The organism is Weissella thailandensis (genome assembly GCF_005405465.1).
Classification (GTDB): domain Bacteria; phylum Bacillota; class Bacilli; order Lactobacillales; family Lactobacillaceae; genus Weissella; species Weissella thailandensis.
Genome location: NZ_BJEC01000002.1, coordinates 64,150 through 82,596 on the forward strand (window position 1 = coordinate 64,150; position 18,447 = coordinate 82,596).

An 18,447-nucleotide genomic window follows, 5' to 3' on the forward strand; every position below is an offset into this window, starting at 1 on the left:
AAAACTTCGGCCTCCTACAAGGCATGTGTACCATCAACAATATCAGCTACAAAGAATGATGCTTGGTAACCAATCTTTTCGTTGTAAACTTTACCAACGGCTGCAGCAAAATTATCAGCTTCAGACTTGGCAACTAAGGCAATCGCACTACCACCAAAGCCAGCACCAGTCATACGAGCACCTAAGACACCTGGTTGTGCCATAGCAGCTGAAACCAATGTATCTAATTCAACACCCGTCACTTCATAATCATCACGCAATGAATTATGTGATTCTGTCAATAATTCACCAAAGCGCTTCATATCGTGATCTGATAAGGCCTTTTTAGCCAAAACAGTTCGTTCATTTTCAGCAACTGCATGACGAGCACGACGTTGATTTACTGAACTACTAATGTGATCAACGATTTTTTCAAATTCATCAGTTGTTAAGTCACCTAATGATTTGATATCAGTCACTGCTTGTAATTCTTCAAGCGCCTTTTGCGTCTCGGCACGACGTTCATTGTACTTTGAATCAACCAATTCACGCTTTTTGTTTGTTGTCATGATTACTAAGTCATAATCACCAAAGTCAGATGGGACCATTTCATAGTCCATTGTGTTTGTATCTAAGAAAATAGCTTGCTTTTCTTGACCAAAGGCAACCGCAAATTGATCCATAATCCCTGTTTGCAAACCAAGATAATCATTTTCTACGGCTTGACCAAGCTTTACTAATGATAAGGTATCCATACCGTAATCAAATAAATCATTCAACATAACACCGATCAACAATTCTAATGATGCCGATGAAGACAAACCTGATGCTGTTGGCATATCACCAACAATAGCCAAGTTAAACCCACGTGGTACTTCATGGCCTAATTTGCCCATTTCACTAATAACACCACGTACATACTTTACCCAGCTATCATATTGGCGAAGTTCCAAATCATCTGTTTTGAAAGTAACCATCCCAGCATCTTTAAAGTTTGCTGAGAATGCATGGATTTCATCATCATCACGTAATGATACTGCAGCATATGTTCCAACACTAATTGCGGCTGGGAACACATGACCACCATTATAATCAGTGTGCTCACCGATCAAATTAACACGTCCTGGTGAGAAGAAAAAGTGCTCTGCAGCATGTCCAAAACGACGTTGGAATGATTCACCTAATTCTTTTGTAAGAGTCATAATTAAATACCTTTAAAATTCCTTTTTTAAATTATTTCTTTTCTGCTTCTTCCTTACGCAAACGTTCCTCAAGTTGACGAACGATCTCAGCGTGCTTCTTTTCAGTTAGCGTTACCTTAAACCAGTAAATAAGAACTGAAATAATAATCAAAGCGATTGGGATGTAGAACATAAACAAGTTAAATGACTGCATACCAGCATCAGTAATATCCTCAGGCTTTGCTGAACCAGTCATACCAGCAGCAACAGCAGCGACACCAACGATACCATTAGCGAAAGCACCAGCTAACTTATCAATCAATGGACGCAATGATAATGTCACTGATTCATTACGAATTCCCAACTTCCATTGTCCATACTCAACAGAATCAGTAATTGTCATCAAAACAACCAAGAACAAGATTGGATATGGTGAGAAGAACAACGTAATCGCTGTTAATACTAATGGTAAGCTATTTGCTGAGAATAGGAACAGTGCATAACCAATCAACATGATAATTGCACCTGTCGTAAAGATCGTACGACGTGAGAAAAACTTTGACAATGTTGGGAAAATTGAAACTGCGACAATTCCTTCAATGGCGGTAAAGATTCCAACTAAGTAGAACTTATCTCCGGCCCCCATGACATACTTGAAGTAGTACAACAACATTGAATTTGTAGAAACATAAGCTAGTGCAAACAAGAAGTATGACAATGCTTGCCACATTAATTGGTCATTCTTGGCAACAGCTGTAAAGATAGCCTTGATGCCAGCTTTTTCAGTATTCTGACGAACAATGTTATCTTCTTCTTTCGTTCCAAATACAGTTAGCAAAACACCACCGTATGCAACTACCGCAATAACAACGGCAAACCAGAACCAACCAGTCTTTGTTTCAGCATGTGATCCAAGAAAGATTAATGAGAAGAATGTTACCAATGGGATAACAACAATTTGAACACCTTGTTGACCTAAGGTTGATCCGAAACGCGCAATTGTTCCGAATTTCTCACGCTTTTTACTATCCAAAGACAAAGCGGGTAACATTGACCAGAAAGCCACATCCTTGAATGAATAGAAACCATCCAGTGTAATAAATACAATTCCAAACAAGATAATGTATAGCACTGGGTGGCTAACATTTAAACCACCAAAGTCAGTAAAGATGACAATCAACAGTACTGAACTAATTAATCCAGCGACCACCAACCATGGCTTGAACTTTCCCCAACGAGTACGAGTGTTATCAACCACACCACCAATAACTGGGTCGAAGATAATTTCGACAACACGCAAGGCAACAATCAGACCAGTTACCCAACCAATCATTTTGTCATTAAACCCTGCATCCGAGGTGTTGAATAACTGACTTGTCACGAACATCATAAAGTATGTACTTAATGTTGCATAAAATGCATCGTGACCAAACGCTCCTGCCGCGTACGACAAGTACTGTTTTACCATTTTCATAATATAATTCCTCCAAAGCACGTCTGTGCATATCTACAATATTAATGATAAAGCGCTTTCAAACGTATATTTGCTTATTTTAAACCAAAAAAAAGGACAAATTGAAAGTATGCTCAAGTCGTATCAAGCTGTTTTTTGGCATTTATGTTTGCCATTTTCTAAAATTTAAGGGAGTAACCCCTGTTTCACGTTTAAAAATACGGCTAAAGTACGCTGCATCACGAAAGCCACTTTCATTGGCAACTGCAACCACTCGTAAATGCTTCTGCGAAACTAATAGTTTTTTAGCATGACTTATCCTAACTTGGAGCAAGTATTCCTGGGGACTTAAATGCATAATTTTTTGAAACAAACGATCTAAATACTGTGGCGTCATATTTAAATGCTTAGCAACCGATGTAATCGTTAAATTGGTTGCTAAATTTTCTGACATATAGTTCATAGCCGGCTTAACATAGCGAATAAAATCAGGATGGTTAACATTGACATGATAAGATTCTTCACGTCCAAGCGATAATAATAGGTAATACGATAGTGCTGATACCCATTCATGATCTACAGGATTTGATTCTAAAGTTGCAATAATCTGTTCTACTTGATTAACAAACTCAACCCCTCTTTCAGGGGGAATATAAACATAATCATGATTCATCATTTGCAGATTGAAATCATCGGCAAATTTCCCCTGGAATGTCACAAATATAACTTCCCATTTATCATTAACATTAGCTGATTCGTACCGATGAGGAACACCTGGCGATACTAGTACCCCCGCCTTTTCCGGCAAAATTAGGTGCTTTTCGCCAATCCAAAAATTGCCAACTCCTTTTTCCGTTTGCAACCAATGAAAATGCGGAAACCCTTGATATCTAATGATTTGGTCCTGGGGCCATTCAGCACCTATATGTTCAACCGTGACCGGAAAATCATTAGCATCTAAATTGAAATATGCACGCATATATTTTCCTCACTTTATTCTTAATCTTGTCATTATATTTATGTCTAAACTATTCATTTTTATACTTGTACCATAAAATATCTACTCACTATTTTAGCTTATTATGAGATTTTTTCATAACCATTATGGGTATAATTTGCTTTTTCGTTTTTTTACTTATAAAATGTAATTAAATATGATTATCAAACAGGAGGTTTTTTATGACTAAAGTTGGTATTATCGGTGCTACCGGAATGGCAGGCTCAGCCACATTCAAGGCAGCGCAAGAAGCAGGCCTTGATGTCACTGCAATTGTCCGTAATGCAGATAAGGCAAAGCAAAATCTCGGTGCAAATATTCAGTTGATTGAATCTGATGCTTTCAATTTAACCAAGTCTGATTTAGAACAATTTGACGTCGTCGTTGATGCTTTTGCAACGGCACCAGAAAAGGCTTATCTACATACAGATCTAGCAACCCATTTAGTTGCTACGCTTCGTGAAACAGAATCACCACGTTTAATCTTTATCTTAGGTGCTGGTAGTACATTTGTTGGCACAGGTGATCAACGTCATTTTGCTTATGAAGATATCAAAGCTGACCCAAACAATGCTGCTTGGCAAAGTATTCCCGAAAACCAACTTTACGAATTTAATTTCCTAAAGGATGTTAAAAATGTTAGCTGGACGGGTGTTTCTCCTGGTCAATTATTTGTGCCTGGTGAATTAGCTGATAAGGTGCTTTATGGTAAAGATGATATGCTATTTGATGAACAAGGACGTTCACAAACAACTAGCGACACAATGGCTAAGGCTATTGTTGACGAAATAATCACACCTGCTCACAAGCAAGAACGTTTTATCGTAACAAATGGCTAATAAATACAAATAAAGGACATCAATCAACCATATTCAAATGGTTAGTTGATGTCCTTTTTTATGCAACCGTTAATATGGCATAGCCTAACGCGATAAAAATTAACAATAATAATAAGTTAATGACCATTAACTTAATCGGAAAGCTGTAATTAATTTCTTCAATTTGGCGTTGATATTGTCGCCAAGCCAATAAATTGGCCAATGATGCAATAATCGTTCCCAATCCCCCAATCGAAACACCCAAATACACAGCATTCACCCGACTAGTAAAAGCACTTAATAAGACAGCCGCTGGCACATTACTAATAAATTGACTAAGGACAATTCCTGAAATAAATGAGCCATTATCCGTTGTAGTCAATTCTTCAAATAGTGATACTACGCTTGGTATGCGGCTCAATACACCGACTATTAAAAATAGCTCAACAAACAAAATGATAATGCCATAGTCTACTTGTAAAAAGCGTTTTTTGTTAATAACTAATGTTAATAGAATACTAACAACTAATGAAATCATAATTGGCAATAAATGCAGCAATCCGGCTAGAACAACAAAACTACCTGCAATCAACAACTTAGTCTGTTTGGGACGTATAGTTGGCAAATCAAGTGTTAATTGTTCCAGATTTGATGATCGAAAAAATAGACTACTAAGCAGAACAAATAAGAAACTAATTAATCCTAGCGGCCATGACATCTGAAAAAAATCACCCATTTGTAGCTGATAATGGCTAGCTAAGTAGATGTTTTGTGGATTACCAAATGGTGTTACTGCACTACCCAGATTAGCAAATACAGTTAACAGGATAATTGGTAAGACGGCGTTAACATGTATTTTTTGAGCAATGACAACAAATATCGGAATAAAAGTTATGATAGCCACATCATTCGTTAAAAACATTGCACTAAAAAACACCAATAGAAAAACTGTGAGCTGCACCTGACGAGTTGTTTGACACTTCTTAATAATCGTCAGCGCAACGTACTTTAGCAATCCTTCCCCTTCATATAAACTGATTAAAATCATCAATGAAAGTAATGAAAGAATTGTCTGCATATCAATATCGTTAAGCTGAACATGGCCCACAAACAACGCCAAAATGAGCAAGACTGTTGTTACCCACAAAGTGCGATCGTTAATAATTTTATAAACAAGTGTTTTCATACGTTGTTTTCCTTATCATTTTTATACATCGATCGTGGAATTTTCCAATAAAAATAAGTGATTAGTTATCATTTTATACACTAATCACTTATTTTAAACTATTTTACTATATATTTAATCTCTAGCCGTCATAAAGGCACGGTTCATTGGCAAATCATGACCTGACGCACCCTTTGTTAGCAAGAACTGCATAACGTCAATGTTACCGGCCTCAAATGATGCTGCACAAGCTTGTAAGTATAGATCCCACATGCGTGCAAACTCTTCACCATATTCACTAACGGTTTCATCAAACACTTTATGATAATTATCAGCCCAATGTTCAAGTGTTTTTTGATAGTGACGACGTAGTGGCTCAAGATCATCCAATTGCAAGCCTGCATCCAAGACATGGGTAACATTTTCAACAACATTCGGAATATAGCCACCTGGGAAAATGTACTTTTCAATAAATGGATCTACACCTGCCCCATAATGTTGGCCAGTGATACCGTGGATTAGTGCACGACCATTTGGAACTAAGTATTTTTCAACGTCTTTAAAGTACTCTGCTAGATTATCTTTACCAACGTGCTCAAACATACCAACTGACGTTATGTAGTCAAATTGTTGGTCAATATCACGATAATCCTGTAACAGCACGTGTACTTTATCTTCCAAGCCCAATTCCTTCACACGTGTCATTGTATAATCATATTGTTCCTGAGATAATGTGACACCATAACTATCCAATCCATACTCTTGGGCAGCTGTAATAATCAGTGTTCCCCATCCAGAACCGATATCAAGCAATGTTTTACCGGGCTCAGCATGTAATTTATCTAAAATATGATGCACCTTGGCAATTTGTGCTTCTTCAAGCGTTATATCATCATGCGCCCAATAAGCACATGAATAAGTCATTGTGCTGTCTAACCACTTTTTATAAAAATCATTCCCTATGTCATAGTGGCTTTGAATATCTTCTTTTGATGTTTCTTTATCATGCGAAGATGTAAATTTGCTAATCAAAGAACCGGTAAAACCACTTTGATCCGTCAAAAAACTATCCGCCTGACGATATGCCGCGGTAACCAGTTCCTGAATGCTACCATCGATTTCAATATGACGCTTCATATAGGCTTCAGCTAATTCTAATGTTGGCACCTTAGCCATACGTTTTAAATCAAGTTTCTTATTAAATGTGATATGAATTTGTGGTAGACCTTCACCATAATTTTCAGTCTTACCGTCCCAGTATGTCACCATTACTGGCACATCAAACGCACTTGCAAGAAGTTTATTTAAAACCTTTTTTTGTAACATTCCTTTCACACCTCACAATAAAAATATATCTCCATTTTATACCTTATTGTCAAGTTTTGCTGGCCACTTGCTTAAAAATATTTATGAATACACAAAAAAAAGAGCATCACAATAAAGTGATACTCTTTTAATGCTTTATGGTAAAAATTTTACCATGAAGCCTTCTTAACACCAGGAATTTGACCCTTGTGTGCCAATTCACGGAACTTCAAACGTGACATACCAAAGTCACGCATGTAGGCACGTGGACGACCATCAATTTTGTCACGACGGTGGATACGAACAGGTGAAGCGTTGCGAGGCAACTTTGACAACCCAACGTAATCACCAGCAGCCTTTAGTTCGGCACGCTTTGCAGCGTACTTCTCTACAGTTGCTTCAATCTTCATTTCCTTAGCGATCTTTGACTTTTTAGCCATGATTACTTTACCTCCTTGAACACAGTAACACGACGCAACTTTGGAGAATACTTCTTTAACTCTAAACGATCTGGCGTGTTACGACGGTTCTTAGAAGTCAAGTAGATACGCTCACCAGTTTCGGCGGCTTCTAATAAAATGTTAATGCGCATTAACATAACTCCTTGAATTTATTTGCGGGGTGCCCCCCACCACTAATTTGAACGACAGGATTAGCTGCATTGGGCTAATCCCCAAGCTTGCGCCGTTACAATATAGCTAGTAAATTACAAATATTTATATTACACACTTTTTCGGTAAATAGCAAGTATTTTATCCTAAAAAATTTAAACCTGCCTGCTAACATTAAGACTCAGCGAGTCGCATAAAGTACCAACTCAAAAATCCCATCGCAACTGCCAAAATATCATTTGCAATAACGTCTAAAAAGCCATATATTGGCCAGCCAATGACCGTAACGACGTATGCTAGGAAATTAAACAGAACATATAATATACCCAGTAAGGTCAGTGCATTGCGCAATGATTCAAAATTATTTTTCCTAGCAGATCTACCCAATTGAATCAGCGCCAGTGCCATGACAATAATTAATAGACCAGAAACAATATCACGCATTGATACTGGTGTCGTTGTAATCGCAACATCTAAGGTAATTGGCCAAAGAAACTGAACGAGTAACCAAAGTAACCAAACGATAGCTAACAGCTTTAAATCTCGACTAAACATGACTTTCTCTGTTGCTACCGCATATTTAATCAGTGCGATTAACGTAACTAATACTAAACTACCAGCCACTAATTGTAACGTTTTAAACGCATATTCGTAAGAAGTCCCCTTGGCCGTTAACATGGCTAAAGGAAATTGGCTGATTTTATACGTTGGCCAAACAATTGTTCCTAAAACGCTCTGTAGGATTAATAGTAGGCTACCAACCATCCCCGCACCTACAGTAATTTTTTTCTGCCACCACGGCTGCATGATTATCTCCTTAGTTTGCTAATTTTTGATAAATAAAAAGAGCAAAAAGCCCTAACACCAATATAACGAATTTCTTGCCAAGCAGCAAGCCTGTTTCCGTTAGTTACTAATGGGTACTTTTCACTCTTCATCATGATTAAATTTTAGTTTGGTTCAATCTCCAATAATAGATCACCACCGTCAACCATATCTTCGGCAGTCACATAAATATGCTTGATTGTTCCATTAAATGGTGCTTGAATAGATGTCTCCATCTTCATCGCTTCAGTAACAAGTAACGTATCACCTTGTTTAACCGCTTGACCATTTTCTACATTAACTGAGACGACACTTCCGGCCATGGTTGCACCAAGTTCATGTTCATTTGATGGTTCTGCCTTACGACGAACAACCGTTGTCGTTTGCACACTAGCATCCTGTACGTCAATTTCTAGTGGCGTACCATTAACATCAAAGTATAAGGTCCGGACACCATCAACGTTTGGTTCCCCGATTTCTTCAAGCTGGAAGATAACCGTTTGACCTTCGCCCATCTTAACATCAATGCGTTCTCCCAGACGCATACCTTGGAAGAATGTTGGTGTATCTAGCACCGTCACTGGGCCGAACTTATCATTGTTAGCCATATAATCCAAAAATACCTTTGGATAAAGAATATATGAAATAACTTCTTCAGCCGTTGGCTGTCGATGTAACTTTTCCTTCAACGTGGCCTCTTCGGTTGCAAAGTCAGCCGGTGCGGTTAACTTACCAGGGCGTACCGTAATTGGCTTACGACCTTTCAAAACAACCTTCTGCAAATCTTCTGGGAAACCACCAACTGGTTGACCCAAGTCACCAGCAAAGAAGTCAACGACAGATTGTGGGAAATCAATTGATTGACCATCTGCTAATACCTTTTCAGGTGTTAGATCATTTTGTACCATGAACAATGCCATGTCACCAACGACCTTAGATGAAGGAGTTACCTTGATAATATCGCCAAACATCTTATTGACTGTCACATACATCTTCTTCACTTCATTCCAACGGTCACCTAAACGTAATGCTTGGGCTTGCTGTTGCAAATTAGAATATTGACCACCTGGCATTTCAACCTCAAAAATATCTGTCTGAGTACCAGACGTTTCACTCATGAAGTCACGGTAGTATGGACGTACACCAGCCCAATAGTCATTGATTCGATTAGCTGCATGAATATCTAACTCTGGTTGACGATCATGTCCAGTTAGTGAATAGTACAATGCACCCATAGAAGGTTGTGATGTTGCACCAGAAAATGTTGACATTGCAACATCCACAACATCTACCCCCGCATCAACCGCACGGGCATAAGTATAAATACCATTACCAGTAGTATCGTGGGTGTGTAGATGAATTGGTACATCGACTTTATCCTTTAGCGCACTAACTAATTGATAGGCTGCTTCAGGCTTTAACAATGCAGCCATATCCTTAATAGCAATAATATGGGCCCCTTGTGCCACTAATTCTTGAGCAAAATCTGTATAGTACTTCAAGTTGTATTTCGTTCTTGAGGTATCTAAAATATCACCCGTGTAAGCCATCGCAACTTCGGCAAGTTTATTATTATCACGTACGTATTGGATTGACTTTTCCATTTGTGGCAGCCAGTTAAGACTATCGAAAATACGGAAAACATCCATACCATTCGTAGCAGATAATTTAATGAATTCTTCCAAAACATTATCTGGATAATTTTGATAACCAACCGCATTTGAACCACGGAACAACATTTGAGTTAATGTTCGAGGCATTTTCTTACGTAATATGCGCAAACGCTCCCAAGGATCCTCACCCAAGAAACGGTAAGCAGTATCGAAAGTTGCACCACCCCACATCTCACTTGAGAATAGATTTGGTAAGGCTAACTGTGAATCTGCTGCAATTGACGCCATATCTTTCGTTCGTAAGCGTGTCGCAAATAATGATTGATGTGCATCACGCATCGTTGTATCAGTCAGCAATACTTTATCTTGTTGCTTTAACCAATCAACCACGCCATCAGGACCTTTAGCATCCAAAACATCCTTGGCGGTTACTAAGTCATTAGGTAATGTCGTTGCCTGAGTTGGCTCATAATGAGTTGACGTATAAATCTTTGGTCGATCATGATCCAATCCTGGGAATCCATTAACCGTTGTTTCAGCAACATACCGCAAGACCTTACGTTCAGGATCCTTATCTGGCAAAATTTCAAATAATTCGGCATGATTGTCAACGAATGTCGTTGGTGCCGCTGCTGCTCTAAATGTTGGATGAGCAAAAACGTTCTTTAGGAATGGAATATTCGTTTTAACACCACGAATAACAAATTCGCTCAATGCGCGCTTCATTTTATCCACTGCAGCTGCAAAGTCCGAACCATGTGTCACTAGCTTAACTAGCAATGAATCGAAATAAGGCGCTACTGTAGCGCCGGCATAAATATTACCAGCATCTAGACGAACACCTGTTCCACCGGGTGAACGATACCAATCAATTTTTCCAGTATCAGGCATGAAATTATTGGCTGGATCTTCAGTAGTAATACGTGACTGAATAGCCACACCAACTGCTTGTAATTGATCCTGTTCAGGGATGTTTACCGGTGTTTCATGCAAACCATAACCTTGGGCAATCAATAATTGTGACTTCACAATATCAACGCCTGTCACTTCTTCAGTGACTGTGTGTTCAACTTGAACACGCGGGTTAACTTCAATAAAGTAAAAGTCATCACCCTCAACTAAGAATTCAACGGTACCAGCACTTTGATAATCAACACTGCGCATCAACCGTAAGGCAGCATTTTGAATGCGTTGTCGCATAGCCACTGAAACTGAAACAGCTGGAGCAAATTCAATAATCTTTTGGTGACGACGTTGAATAGATGAATCACGCTCAAACAAATGCATCACTTCACCTTGTTCGTCCGCCAAAATTTGAATTTCGACGTGTTGCGGATCGCGCAAATACTTTTCCAAATAAATATCTGGCTTACCAAAACTTTGTTTGGCTTCAGATGCTGCGCGCTCAAAGGCCTCTTTTAATTCTTCCTCATGGTCAACAACACGCATCCCACGACCACCACCACCGGCCGCTGACTTAACAAATAGTGGATAACCATGCTCCTTACCAAAGGCTAACGCTTCTTGCACGTCAGCTACTGGATGATCTGTACCTGGTACTGTTGGCACATCAGCCTTAGCTGCAATTTGTTTAGCAACGATTTTGTCACCAAACATCTTTAAATGCTCAGACTTAGGACCAACAAATTTAATGCCAGCTGCTTCCACAGCAGCAGCAAATTCGTCGTTTTCAGATAGAAAACCATATCCAGGATGGATTGCATCTACACCTGCTTGCTTTGCAATGCGGATAATATCAGCAATATCTAAATAGGCTGCAATTGGTGCTTTACCCGCACCAACTTGATAAGCTTCATCAGCTTTGAAACGATGAACAGCAAATTCATCTTCTTTTGCAAAGATAGCAACTGTCTTGATTCCGAGTTCTTTTGCTGCACGTATTAAACGGACGGCAATTTCACCTCGGTTTGCAATCAACAACTTTTCCATTTGATTGAACTCCCCTTAACACCCTGATTTATGATAAACATCTCATTTAAAATAAAGATGTTTATCATTTAGTGTAGCAGAAAAAAGCGCCATATACCACAAAATATAGTATATGACGCCTAAATTATTCTTATTTTATTAATAGCAATCCATGTTTCACTAATTTCATTTTAATATTTATGGACGGTGATTCGTCTTAATTTCTTCAAATTCACCATCGAAAACATTTGCACCATGCGTTGCTTGTTGTTTACCCTGAACAGATGATTGTTCTTGCACTTTAGCGATAGTTTGCTTTATTCGACGTGAACTCTTCCACCACCAAAGGCCAATGATTAACATAATAATTAAAAAAAGCATCTAAAACCCCCAATCTTGTAAGTAAGAGTCTATCATTGATAACTTAAAGTTTACTTAGCTTATTTTTCAGCGTTCAAAGTAGCAATTTTAATAATTGTATCAGTTGCCTGCGCCATCACCGTAGTCGAAACGTACTCGTAACGACCGTGCATATTTTCACCACCAGCAAACAAGTTAGGTGTTGGTAGCCCTAGGAATGTAATCTTTGAACCATCAGTCCCACCACGAACCGGCTCAATAATTGGATCAATCTTCAAATCACGCATGGCTTCAGCCGCCAAATCAACCGGCGTCATATCGTCCTTAAGAATCTCTCCCATATTGTAGTATTGATCCTTTAGTGTCAACTTAATATGATCAACACCCAGTTGGTTATTCAACCGATCAACAATCTCGGTCATTAATGTTTTACGCGCTTCAAATTGTTGACGATCATGGTCACGAATGATGTAATCCATACGAGCATCTTCAGGCGTACCTGCTAGATTTAGTAAATGGAAGAACCCTTCACGTCCAGCCGTTAATTCAGGACGATCCCCCGCTGGCAAAGCGTTATGAACATCAATAGCAACTTGCAAGGCATTGACCATCGTATCTTTAGCTGTTCCAGGATGAACATTACGTCCTTGAATTTCAACAACTGCTGACGCAGCTGAAAAAGTTTCCCACTCAAGTTCACCAAGCGGTCCACCATCAACGGTATAGGCAAAATCAGCCCCAAACTCTGCGACGTGGAAATTATCAGCCCCAACACCGATTTCCTCGTCAGGCCCAAAAGCAAAGACCAGCTTACCATGTTCTAATTCTGGATGAGCAATAAAGTGTTCAGCTGCTGAGACAATCTCTGCAACTCCCGCTTTATCGTCTGCTCCCAAAAGGGTTGTACCATCTGATGTAATCAAGGTATGTCCCGCATACTTCTTTAATGATGGGAAATCTGCTGTTGTTAATGAATAATCGTCATTCAGCTTGATTTCCGATTGACCATCATAATCAGTCACAAATTGTGGTTGCACATTTTCCGAATTAAAGTCTGCTGTATCAACATGTGAAATAAAACCAATTGTTGGTACTTCCTTAGCTATATTGCTAGCTAGTTCGGCAAAAACATAACCATCAGGCATTGTCCGGACATTTTCCAAACCAATCGTCTTTAACTCAGCAGCTAAATCTTTTAGAAAAGCCACTTCTTTTGGATCAGATGGAATCGTTGTTGAATTTTCATTTGATTGGGTATTAATTTTAACGTAATCGATAAAACGATCAACTAAATTAGGATAAAGTTCTTCTGTCATGTTACACCTCTGTTATTAAATATAAGTATATGGATCGGTATTAGTCGTTGATGCAAACACTGTTTCTAAATGCCAGCTATTCTCTGTTTGCCAATCTTTAATTAAGTTAACCATGTGTTGTTTAGCAATGGCCTCCATGTGGTGATCTGGATCAATCACAACAAAATCATCTGCTAAAACATCATGAGCTGTATGGTAGTAAAAATCCGCTGTGACGTAAGCATCTGCACCAGCAGCCAATGCTTGTGGATATTCATCACCACCATCGCCACCTAAGACGGCAATTCTTTGGATTGGTCGTTGTAAATCATTAGCGATGACACGCACCGCTTTCACCTGGAATAAATCACGCACAAAACCCGCATATGTGGCCACAGTTTGCGGTTCGGTCAACTGGCCGATTCTACCTAAGCCAGTCTGACCATCATCATTAGGGATGAGGGGTTGCACATCATTTAATTGTAATGCTGCCGCCAACCAGTCATTCATGCCATTCACGGCAGCATCTAAGTTTGTATGCGCAGCATAAACAACAACGTCATGTTTAATCAAATCAGCATACATCGCATTCTGCGGAACTGATAAGTCTAAATTTTTAGCAGGATGAAACATCATTGGATGGTGAGCAAAAATAAAATCGACTTGCTGATCAATCGCCTCCTGCACCACCTCCGGGCGAACATCTAACGTTGTCATCACCCGATGAATTTCTTTTTTCGGATTACCTAACTGTAATCCAATTGGATCTTTTTCCCAAGCTAAAGGCTTTGGTGCATAGTCCTCAATCTTTGCTATTAAATCACATGCTAGCATAAGCAATTGCCTCCATTATCGTTTGCAATTCTTTTGCATATTCTTGGTAAGCGTCACTTTCTGATTGATCAGCGGACTCAAGCTTGCGCATAATATTTCGAATACGCATGGCTTCACGCTGCCATTTTTCTAACCAAACTGATGACGGTTCAGTTAAATTATAGGGACCAAACTTCAATTCGCGCAGTGAATAAGTGACGTTTCCCGGTTCTGCAACCAATATTTCATAGTAATGGCCATCATCTGCAACGACCGCCTCATCGACTAGTTGATAACCATTTTCAGATAACCATGATCTAACCAAATCGATATCAATGTTTGGTTGCAAAACGAGCCGATGATAGCGGAATTTATCTAATTCACCCTCGGTTAAAATTTGGCAAATCAAACGACCACCCATACCGGCAATAACGACGGTATCAACTAAATCACTAGTTTTAATTGCCGCTAAACCATTGGCAAGCCGTGGCATCAATACATCATGTAAACCATGACGTGCTATTTCGTTTTCAACATTTGCCAAGGGACCAGGTGCAACTTCCCCAGCAATGGCAAATGAAATATGTTTATTTAATAATAAATTTGCAGGCAGATAAGCATGATCTGACCCAATGTCTGCAATTCTAGCGCCATCGGGTACAAAATCCGCTACTGCTGCTAAACGTTTTGACAAATGCCAAGCGTCCATTGTCCGTCCTCATTTCTATATCTTATTAATTTCTAATAATCATATTATACATTGTTAAACACACCGTGACAAACAGCCTAAAACATATAAAAATAGCATACAGTTCTAATGTCTATAATCCCATTAGAACTGTATGCTATTTTGTTAAAATTCGTCTTGTAAAGTAGCGACCATGTCGTAATCCTCAGGTACTAATTTGACGTATTGTTGCAACGCTTGTAAGGCAAGCTCACGTTCACCTTCACCTCTGAAATAATAATAAGCTGGTTTCAAAAAGTCTGGTTGATCCATAAAGAATGGCAATGCAGCACGCCAATACTTAGTAGCCATTTCAAAATCTTCTAAGGCTGTGTAACTTTGGGCCAAATTCCAATAAAGTTGTGGATTCACATCCGTATCATCATTGTCAAAGAAATCATTCAATAGATTAATGTTATCAATATCATTTCCAGTTTTCACCAAGAAATCAGAATAGCTGGTAACCAGAATAGAGTCGGCTGGATTATTTTCCAATCCCTCTTTATAAAGGGCATTCGCTTGTTCATTTTCATCGAGCTCAGCAGCGATTTTAGCACCTTCTTGATAGAACTTAGCATTAAATGGGTCGACCGCAATGCCTTCTTGATATGTCACCAATGCTTTTTTAGGCTCATGCGTATTCAAATATAACTGCGCCAGTGGTTCATACAAACCAGCATATGATGAATCAATTTCACGTAACTCAGTAAAAGTTTTAATCGCTTTTTGCTGATTCTCTGGATTTGTTGCATAAGTTAAACCAAGTTGGAAACGCACATCTGGCGTCATATCTGCATCTTTGATTTGTTCAAGGTAACCCAGCGCATTGTCGAAGTTTCCCACTAATGCGTAAGCCACACCGATTCGCGACACAATATCCAAGCCAGAGAAATACCGTTCACCATTTTTAATTAGTTGTCGATAATATGGGATGGCCACTTGATATTTTGCAGTGGCAAAATAAAATTCTGCAAGTGCAAATTGAATGATTGGTTCTTCTGAATCCTGCTGGTATGCAGCCAATAACTTACCTTCCGCAGCTTCTACCAGCCCTTCTGACTGATACAAATCTGCAGCGACTAATAAGGATTCAATATAAGCTGTTGAATCCTCTGAAATCTCTGATAGGTACATGAGTGCCTGGTCCGTATCATCTTCATCAATGGCAATGTCAGCCAAAGACGTCCGTAATTGATCCTCATCCGGGTATTTAGCTAATAATTTTTTATATGCACGCTGGGCTTGGTTAGAAAATCCTAACCCATAAAGCTCCTCAGCCAATGAATAAATCGTATCGTCATCATCATAACGCAAAGCAGAGGCAAAAGATTTCTTTGCCGCCTCTAATTGTCCACTTGATAATTCATCAAGCATTCGTTCTGCAAAACTTACCATAACACCATCCTTTCTTAAAAATTAATGTTTGTTTGCTTGAGCCTTTTTCTTTGCTTGTGCAAGCAAAGCCTGTCGTGCTGATTTCTTTTGATCAGCCGTTACCTGACCTTTTTTTGCCGCACCACGAGCAAAATCATTTGATTTAATTGTTCCTTTTCCCATAATGTCATGTTCTTTCTATTTCAGTGACTCATTTTTAAGTGAGACCACATTCGCTACCGTGGCTCCCTTAACAGATTTAGCCTTTAAATTAACCTGATCACCTGTTTGCATCAACAAAGCTGTTTGCTTCTGTGACGGATCCAAAGTATATAGTATATCATCATCAACCAGCTTAAAGACAACAACTTGCTTATTATCTAACGTTGCATTGGTATTCACTCGTGCAACCTTGCCGCTAGCCTTTTTGACTTTGGCTTTTGCATCACTAGCCGCTGCTGTTTGAGCACTACCGGCAAGTGCATTACGGTAAGCTGCCAGTGCATCTGATGCATTCGCACCTTCACCAATAATGTTTTGGTCAGCTCCCTTGATATAGGCATATTCACGGAAACGTTCATTATTATCCATCATTGAAATGACCCAAGTTGGCGTACCATCAACGTTCATAATCACAGGATTTGAACCATGCCACTTATTTTGGGGATGCAGCTGTTTGGCAACCTTCATTGCCCCTTCAGAATCCATGATACCAACATTTTTACCAGTGTAGAAGCGTAATTGACCAGTTCGCGTATCCACTAATGAATAACCCTTATCTGAATCGGCATTTGAACGTACCGTTGTAAAATCATCAAAATATGATAATGAGCCATTAACATTAAACATTGGTGTCACACCACTTTCAGACCCATTTTCAGTTGGCTTGATTTGATTTTTATGACGGAAGTTAAAGGCATATGGATTACCATAAGTTCGATTCATTAATGTCGCTGCCTCTGGTGAAACACCAACATCGACCCATTTTGGTAAGTCGCTCGTTTTATACACTTTTGTTTTTCCAGTATCTGCACTAGTAATTGATACGTGAATATTATCAAATAACAATTGACCAGCCCAGCGGACACGCAATAGTGTTTGTACCCAATAAGTTTTGCCATTATTATCAACTTCTAAAATCGGCTCACCTACTTGTTGATAACGTGGGTTTGCCATATAAATTTTACGAGCAATACTATGTGAAAACCAACTGGTTTCAGAATAAGCCATATCCTTCTTCACAAAATGGGCCGTGTCGTTAATATCGGTTGCTGATGTCACAAAGTAACCCGGTAATTCGCGATTCATAAACCATGATACAAAACCATTAAATTCTACCGGAGCCACATAGTAAGGCTTACCTTTAATATATTGTGCTGATAAATCACCCAATTCATACATTGATGAATCTGGTACTTGTGAAAATGCCTTTTTCATCATATTTTCGGCAGCTTGTGCTGACAGAGCAATTGGTTGATCATCCTTAGTCAAAGGGGCTTCTTTATGATGCTTTGCTTGTACAGAATGATACATTGGTCGTACAGTCAGTGCCTTTGAGACACCGGCAGATACAGATATACCAATAGCAATAAGCGGAATAACAAATGGCCAGAAGTTTATCCCTTGTAAGCTAAAAGAACGTTTACCATTTACTACGCGTTCAACCAATACTGATGATGCGCCTGTAATAACCGCCCAAATACTAACCAATGTGGTTTCAAGCGCTACTGGGATCACTAATTGTGATAGTGTTGGTACCGGCATCCACCAATAAATAAAAATAACATTGATAATGGTGACAATACCAACTGCCAACCAATCCAGTTTGCTAAGTTTTAGTTTTTTTGCCCATAGAAATGTCGCAATCGCTGTAATTTCCAGAACTAAAAATGATGTAATCATGCATTTCTCCTCATAAAAAATAGATAACTTAATTGTACCATAACGTCAGGCTTTTTTAAGTTTCCCCTCGGTATGCTATGATGAGCACAACAAAGCATTC

Annotated in this window: 17 protein-coding genes; 1 reads left to right on the top strand and 16 read right to left on the bottom strand. The window is 39.0% G+C overall.

Annotated features, from left to right (window positions below; genetic code table 11):
- Nucleotides 1–14: 14 nt before the first annotated feature.
- The 3 genes from FFM62_RS01340 to FFM62_RS01350 all read right to left on the bottom strand — a co-directional run bounded on the left by FFM62_RS01340 (nt 15) and on the right by FFM62_RS01350 (nt 3,592).
- Nucleotides 15–1,181, bottom strand: a complete 1,167-nt coding sequence (locus tag FFM62_RS01340; RefSeq protein ID WP_075269526.1) for a galactokinase — start codon at nt 1,179–1,181, stop codon at nt 15–17.
- A 31-nt stretch (nt 1,182–1,212) separates the two neighbouring features.
- Nucleotides 1,213–2,634, bottom strand: coding sequence for a glycoside-pentoside-hexuronide (GPH):cation symporter (locus tag FFM62_RS01345; protein ID WP_075269525.1), 1,422 nt, complete (start codon nt 2,632–2,634; stop codon nt 1,213–1,215).
- 142 nt (nt 2,635–2,776) lie between these two features.
- On the bottom strand, nt 2,777–3,592 hold the full coding sequence (locus tag FFM62_RS01350; protein WP_115470503.1) for an AraC family transcriptional regulator: 816 nt from the start codon (nt 3,590–3,592) through the stop codon (nt 2,777–2,779).
- Between the two features lie 200 nt (nt 3,593–3,792).
- Here FFM62_RS01350 and FFM62_RS01355 point away from each other — a divergent pair, with 200 nt between their 5' ends.
- A complete protein-coding gene (locus FFM62_RS01355) occupies nt 3,793–4,449 on the top strand; it encodes an NAD(P)H-binding protein (protein ID WP_075269523.1) in 657 nt (218 codons plus the stop codon).
- Between the two features lie 58 nt (nt 4,450–4,507).
- Here the strand turns inward: FFM62_RS01355 and FFM62_RS01360 are convergent, their stop codons facing one another.
- The 13 genes from FFM62_RS01360 to FFM62_RS01415 form a co-directional block, all read right to left on the bottom strand.
- Nucleotides 4,508–5,614, bottom strand: coding sequence for an SLC13 family permease (locus tag FFM62_RS01360; protein ID WP_075269522.1), 1,107 nt, complete (start codon nt 5,612–5,614; stop codon nt 4,508–4,510).
- A gap of 114 nt (nt 5,615–5,728) precedes the next feature.
- On the bottom strand, nt 5,729–6,919 hold the full coding sequence (locus tag FFM62_RS01365; RefSeq protein WP_115470502.1) for an SAM-dependent methyltransferase: 1,191 nt from the start codon (nt 6,917–6,919) through the stop codon (nt 5,729–5,731).
- A gap of 149 nt (nt 6,920–7,068) precedes the next feature.
- Nucleotides 7,069–7,338, bottom strand: a complete 270-nt coding sequence (gene rpsN, locus FFM62_RS01370; RefSeq protein ID WP_075269520.1) for a 30S ribosomal protein S14 — start codon at nt 7,336–7,338, stop codon at nt 7,069–7,071.
- A 2-nt stretch (nt 7,339–7,340) separates the two neighbouring features.
- Nucleotides 7,341–7,490 (bottom strand): 50S ribosomal protein L33, encoded by a 150-nt coding sequence (rpmG, locus tag FFM62_RS01375; RefSeq protein WP_002827335.1) that lies wholly within the window; start codon nt 7,488–7,490, stop codon nt 7,341–7,343.
- A 193-nt stretch (nt 7,491–7,683) separates the two neighbouring features.
- Entirely contained in the window at nt 7,684–8,316 is a 633-nt protein-coding gene (locus FFM62_RS01380) for a hypothetical protein (RefSeq protein ID WP_075269519.1), read from the bottom strand.
- A gap of 143 nt (nt 8,317–8,459) precedes the next feature.
- Nucleotides 8,460–11,897, bottom strand: coding sequence for a pyruvate carboxylase (locus FFM62_RS01385; RefSeq protein WP_115470501.1), 3,438 nt, complete (start codon nt 11,895–11,897; stop codon nt 8,460–8,462).
- Between the two features lie 177 nt (nt 11,898–12,074).
- Nucleotides 12,075–12,257, bottom strand: a complete 183-nt coding sequence (locus FFM62_RS01390; RefSeq protein ID WP_075269517.1) for a hypothetical protein — start codon at nt 12,255–12,257, stop codon at nt 12,075–12,077.
- Between the two features lie 59 nt (nt 12,258–12,316).
- Complete coding sequence (pepT, locus tag FFM62_RS01395; RefSeq protein ID WP_115470500.1) at nt 12,317–13,552, bottom strand: peptidase T; 1,236 nt, start codon at nt 13,550–13,552, stop codon at nt 12,317–12,319.
- 15 nt (nt 13,553–13,567) lie between these two features.
- Nucleotides 13,568–14,365 carry a Nif3-like dinuclear metal center hexameric protein gene (locus FFM62_RS01400; protein ID WP_115470499.1) on the bottom strand — a complete coding sequence of 266 codons (798 nt, stop codon included), beginning with the start codon at nt 14,363–14,365 and terminating at the stop codon, nt 13,568–13,570.
- A complete protein-coding gene (locus tag FFM62_RS01405) occupies nt 14,352–15,053 on the bottom strand; it encodes a tRNA (adenine(22)-N(1))-methyltransferase (RefSeq protein WP_115470498.1) in 702 nt (233 codons plus the stop codon). The genes FFM62_RS01400 and FFM62_RS01405 overlap by 14 nt, the downstream gene beginning before the upstream one ends.
- Before the next feature lie 144 nt (nt 15,054–15,197).
- Complete coding sequence (locus FFM62_RS01410; protein ID WP_075269513.1) at nt 15,198–16,466, bottom strand: tetratricopeptide repeat protein; 1,269 nt, start codon at nt 16,464–16,466, stop codon at nt 15,198–15,200.
- Between the two features lie 21 nt (nt 16,467–16,487).
- Nucleotides 16,488–16,628: a hypothetical protein gene (locus FFM62_RS10080; protein WP_165845866.1), complete on the bottom strand. Its 141-nt coding sequence runs from the start codon at nt 16,626–16,628 to the stop codon at nt 16,488–16,490.
- Nucleotides 16,629–16,643: 15 nt separating this feature from the next.
- The gene (locus FFM62_RS01415) at nt 16,644–18,347 is read right to left on the bottom strand and encodes a hypothetical protein (RefSeq protein ID WP_075269512.1); all 1,704 of its coding nucleotides are present in this window, start codon (nt 18,345–18,347) and stop codon (nt 16,644–16,646) included.
- Nucleotides 18,348–18,447: the final 100 nt, after the last annotated feature.

Coding starts and splice junctions, on each gene's coding strand:
- FFM62_RS01340 (WP_075269526.1), bottom strand. CDS start 1,181: ATGACTCTTACAAAAGAATTAGGTGAATCATTCCAACGTCGTTTTGGA.
- FFM62_RS01345 (WP_075269525.1), bottom strand. CDS start 2,634: ATGAAAATGGTAAAACAGTACTTGTCGTACGCGGCAGGAGCGTTTGGT.
- FFM62_RS01350 (WP_115470503.1), bottom strand. CDS start 3,592: ATGCGTGCATATTTCAATTTAGATGCTAATGATTTTCCGGTCACGGTT.
- FFM62_RS01355 (WP_075269523.1), top strand. CDS start 3,793: ATGACTAAAGTTGGTATTATCGGTGCTACCGGAATGGCAGGCTCAGCC.
- FFM62_RS01360 (WP_075269522.1), bottom strand. CDS start 5,614: ATGAAAACACTTGTTTATAAAATTATTAACGATCGCACTTTGTGGGTA.
- FFM62_RS01365 (WP_115470502.1), bottom strand. CDS start 6,919: ATGTTACAAAAAAAGGTTTTAAATAAACTTCTTGCAAGTGCGTTTGAT.
- rpsN (WP_075269520.1), bottom strand. CDS start 7,338: ATGGCTAAAAAGTCAAAGATCGCTAAGGAAATGAAGATTGAAGCAACT.
- rpmG (WP_002827335.1), bottom strand. CDS start 7,490: ATGCGCATTAACATTTTATTAGAAGCCGCCGAAACTGGTGAGCGTATC.
- FFM62_RS01380 (WP_075269519.1), bottom strand. CDS start 8,316: ATGCAGCCGTGGTGGCAGAAAAAAATTACTGTAGGTGCGGGGATGGTT.
- FFM62_RS01385 (WP_115470501.1), bottom strand. CDS start 11,897: ATGGAAAAGTTGTTGATTGCAAACCGAGGTGAAATTGCCGTCCGTTTA.
- FFM62_RS01390 (WP_075269517.1), bottom strand. CDS start 12,257: ATGCTTTTTTTAATTATTATGTTAATCATTGGCCTTTGGTGGTGGAAG.
- pepT (WP_115470500.1), bottom strand. CDS start 13,552: ATGACAGAAGAACTTTATCCTAATTTAGTTGATCGTTTTATCGATTAC.
- FFM62_RS01400 (WP_115470499.1), bottom strand. CDS start 14,365: ATGCTAGCATGTGATTTAATAGCAAAGATTGAGGACTATGCACCAAAG.
- FFM62_RS01405 (WP_115470498.1), bottom strand. CDS start 15,053: ATGGACGCTTGGCATTTGTCAAAACGTTTAGCAGCAGTAGCGGATTTT.
- FFM62_RS01410 (WP_075269513.1), bottom strand. CDS start 16,466: ATGGTAAGTTTTGCAGAACGAATGCTTGATGAATTATCAAGTGGACAA.
- FFM62_RS10080 (WP_165845866.1), bottom strand. CDS start 16,628: ATGGGAAAAGGAACAATTAAATCAAATGATTTTGCTCGTGGTGCGGCA.
- FFM62_RS01415 (WP_075269512.1), bottom strand. CDS start 18,347: ATGATTACATCATTTTTAGTTCTGGAAATTACAGCGATTGCGACATTT.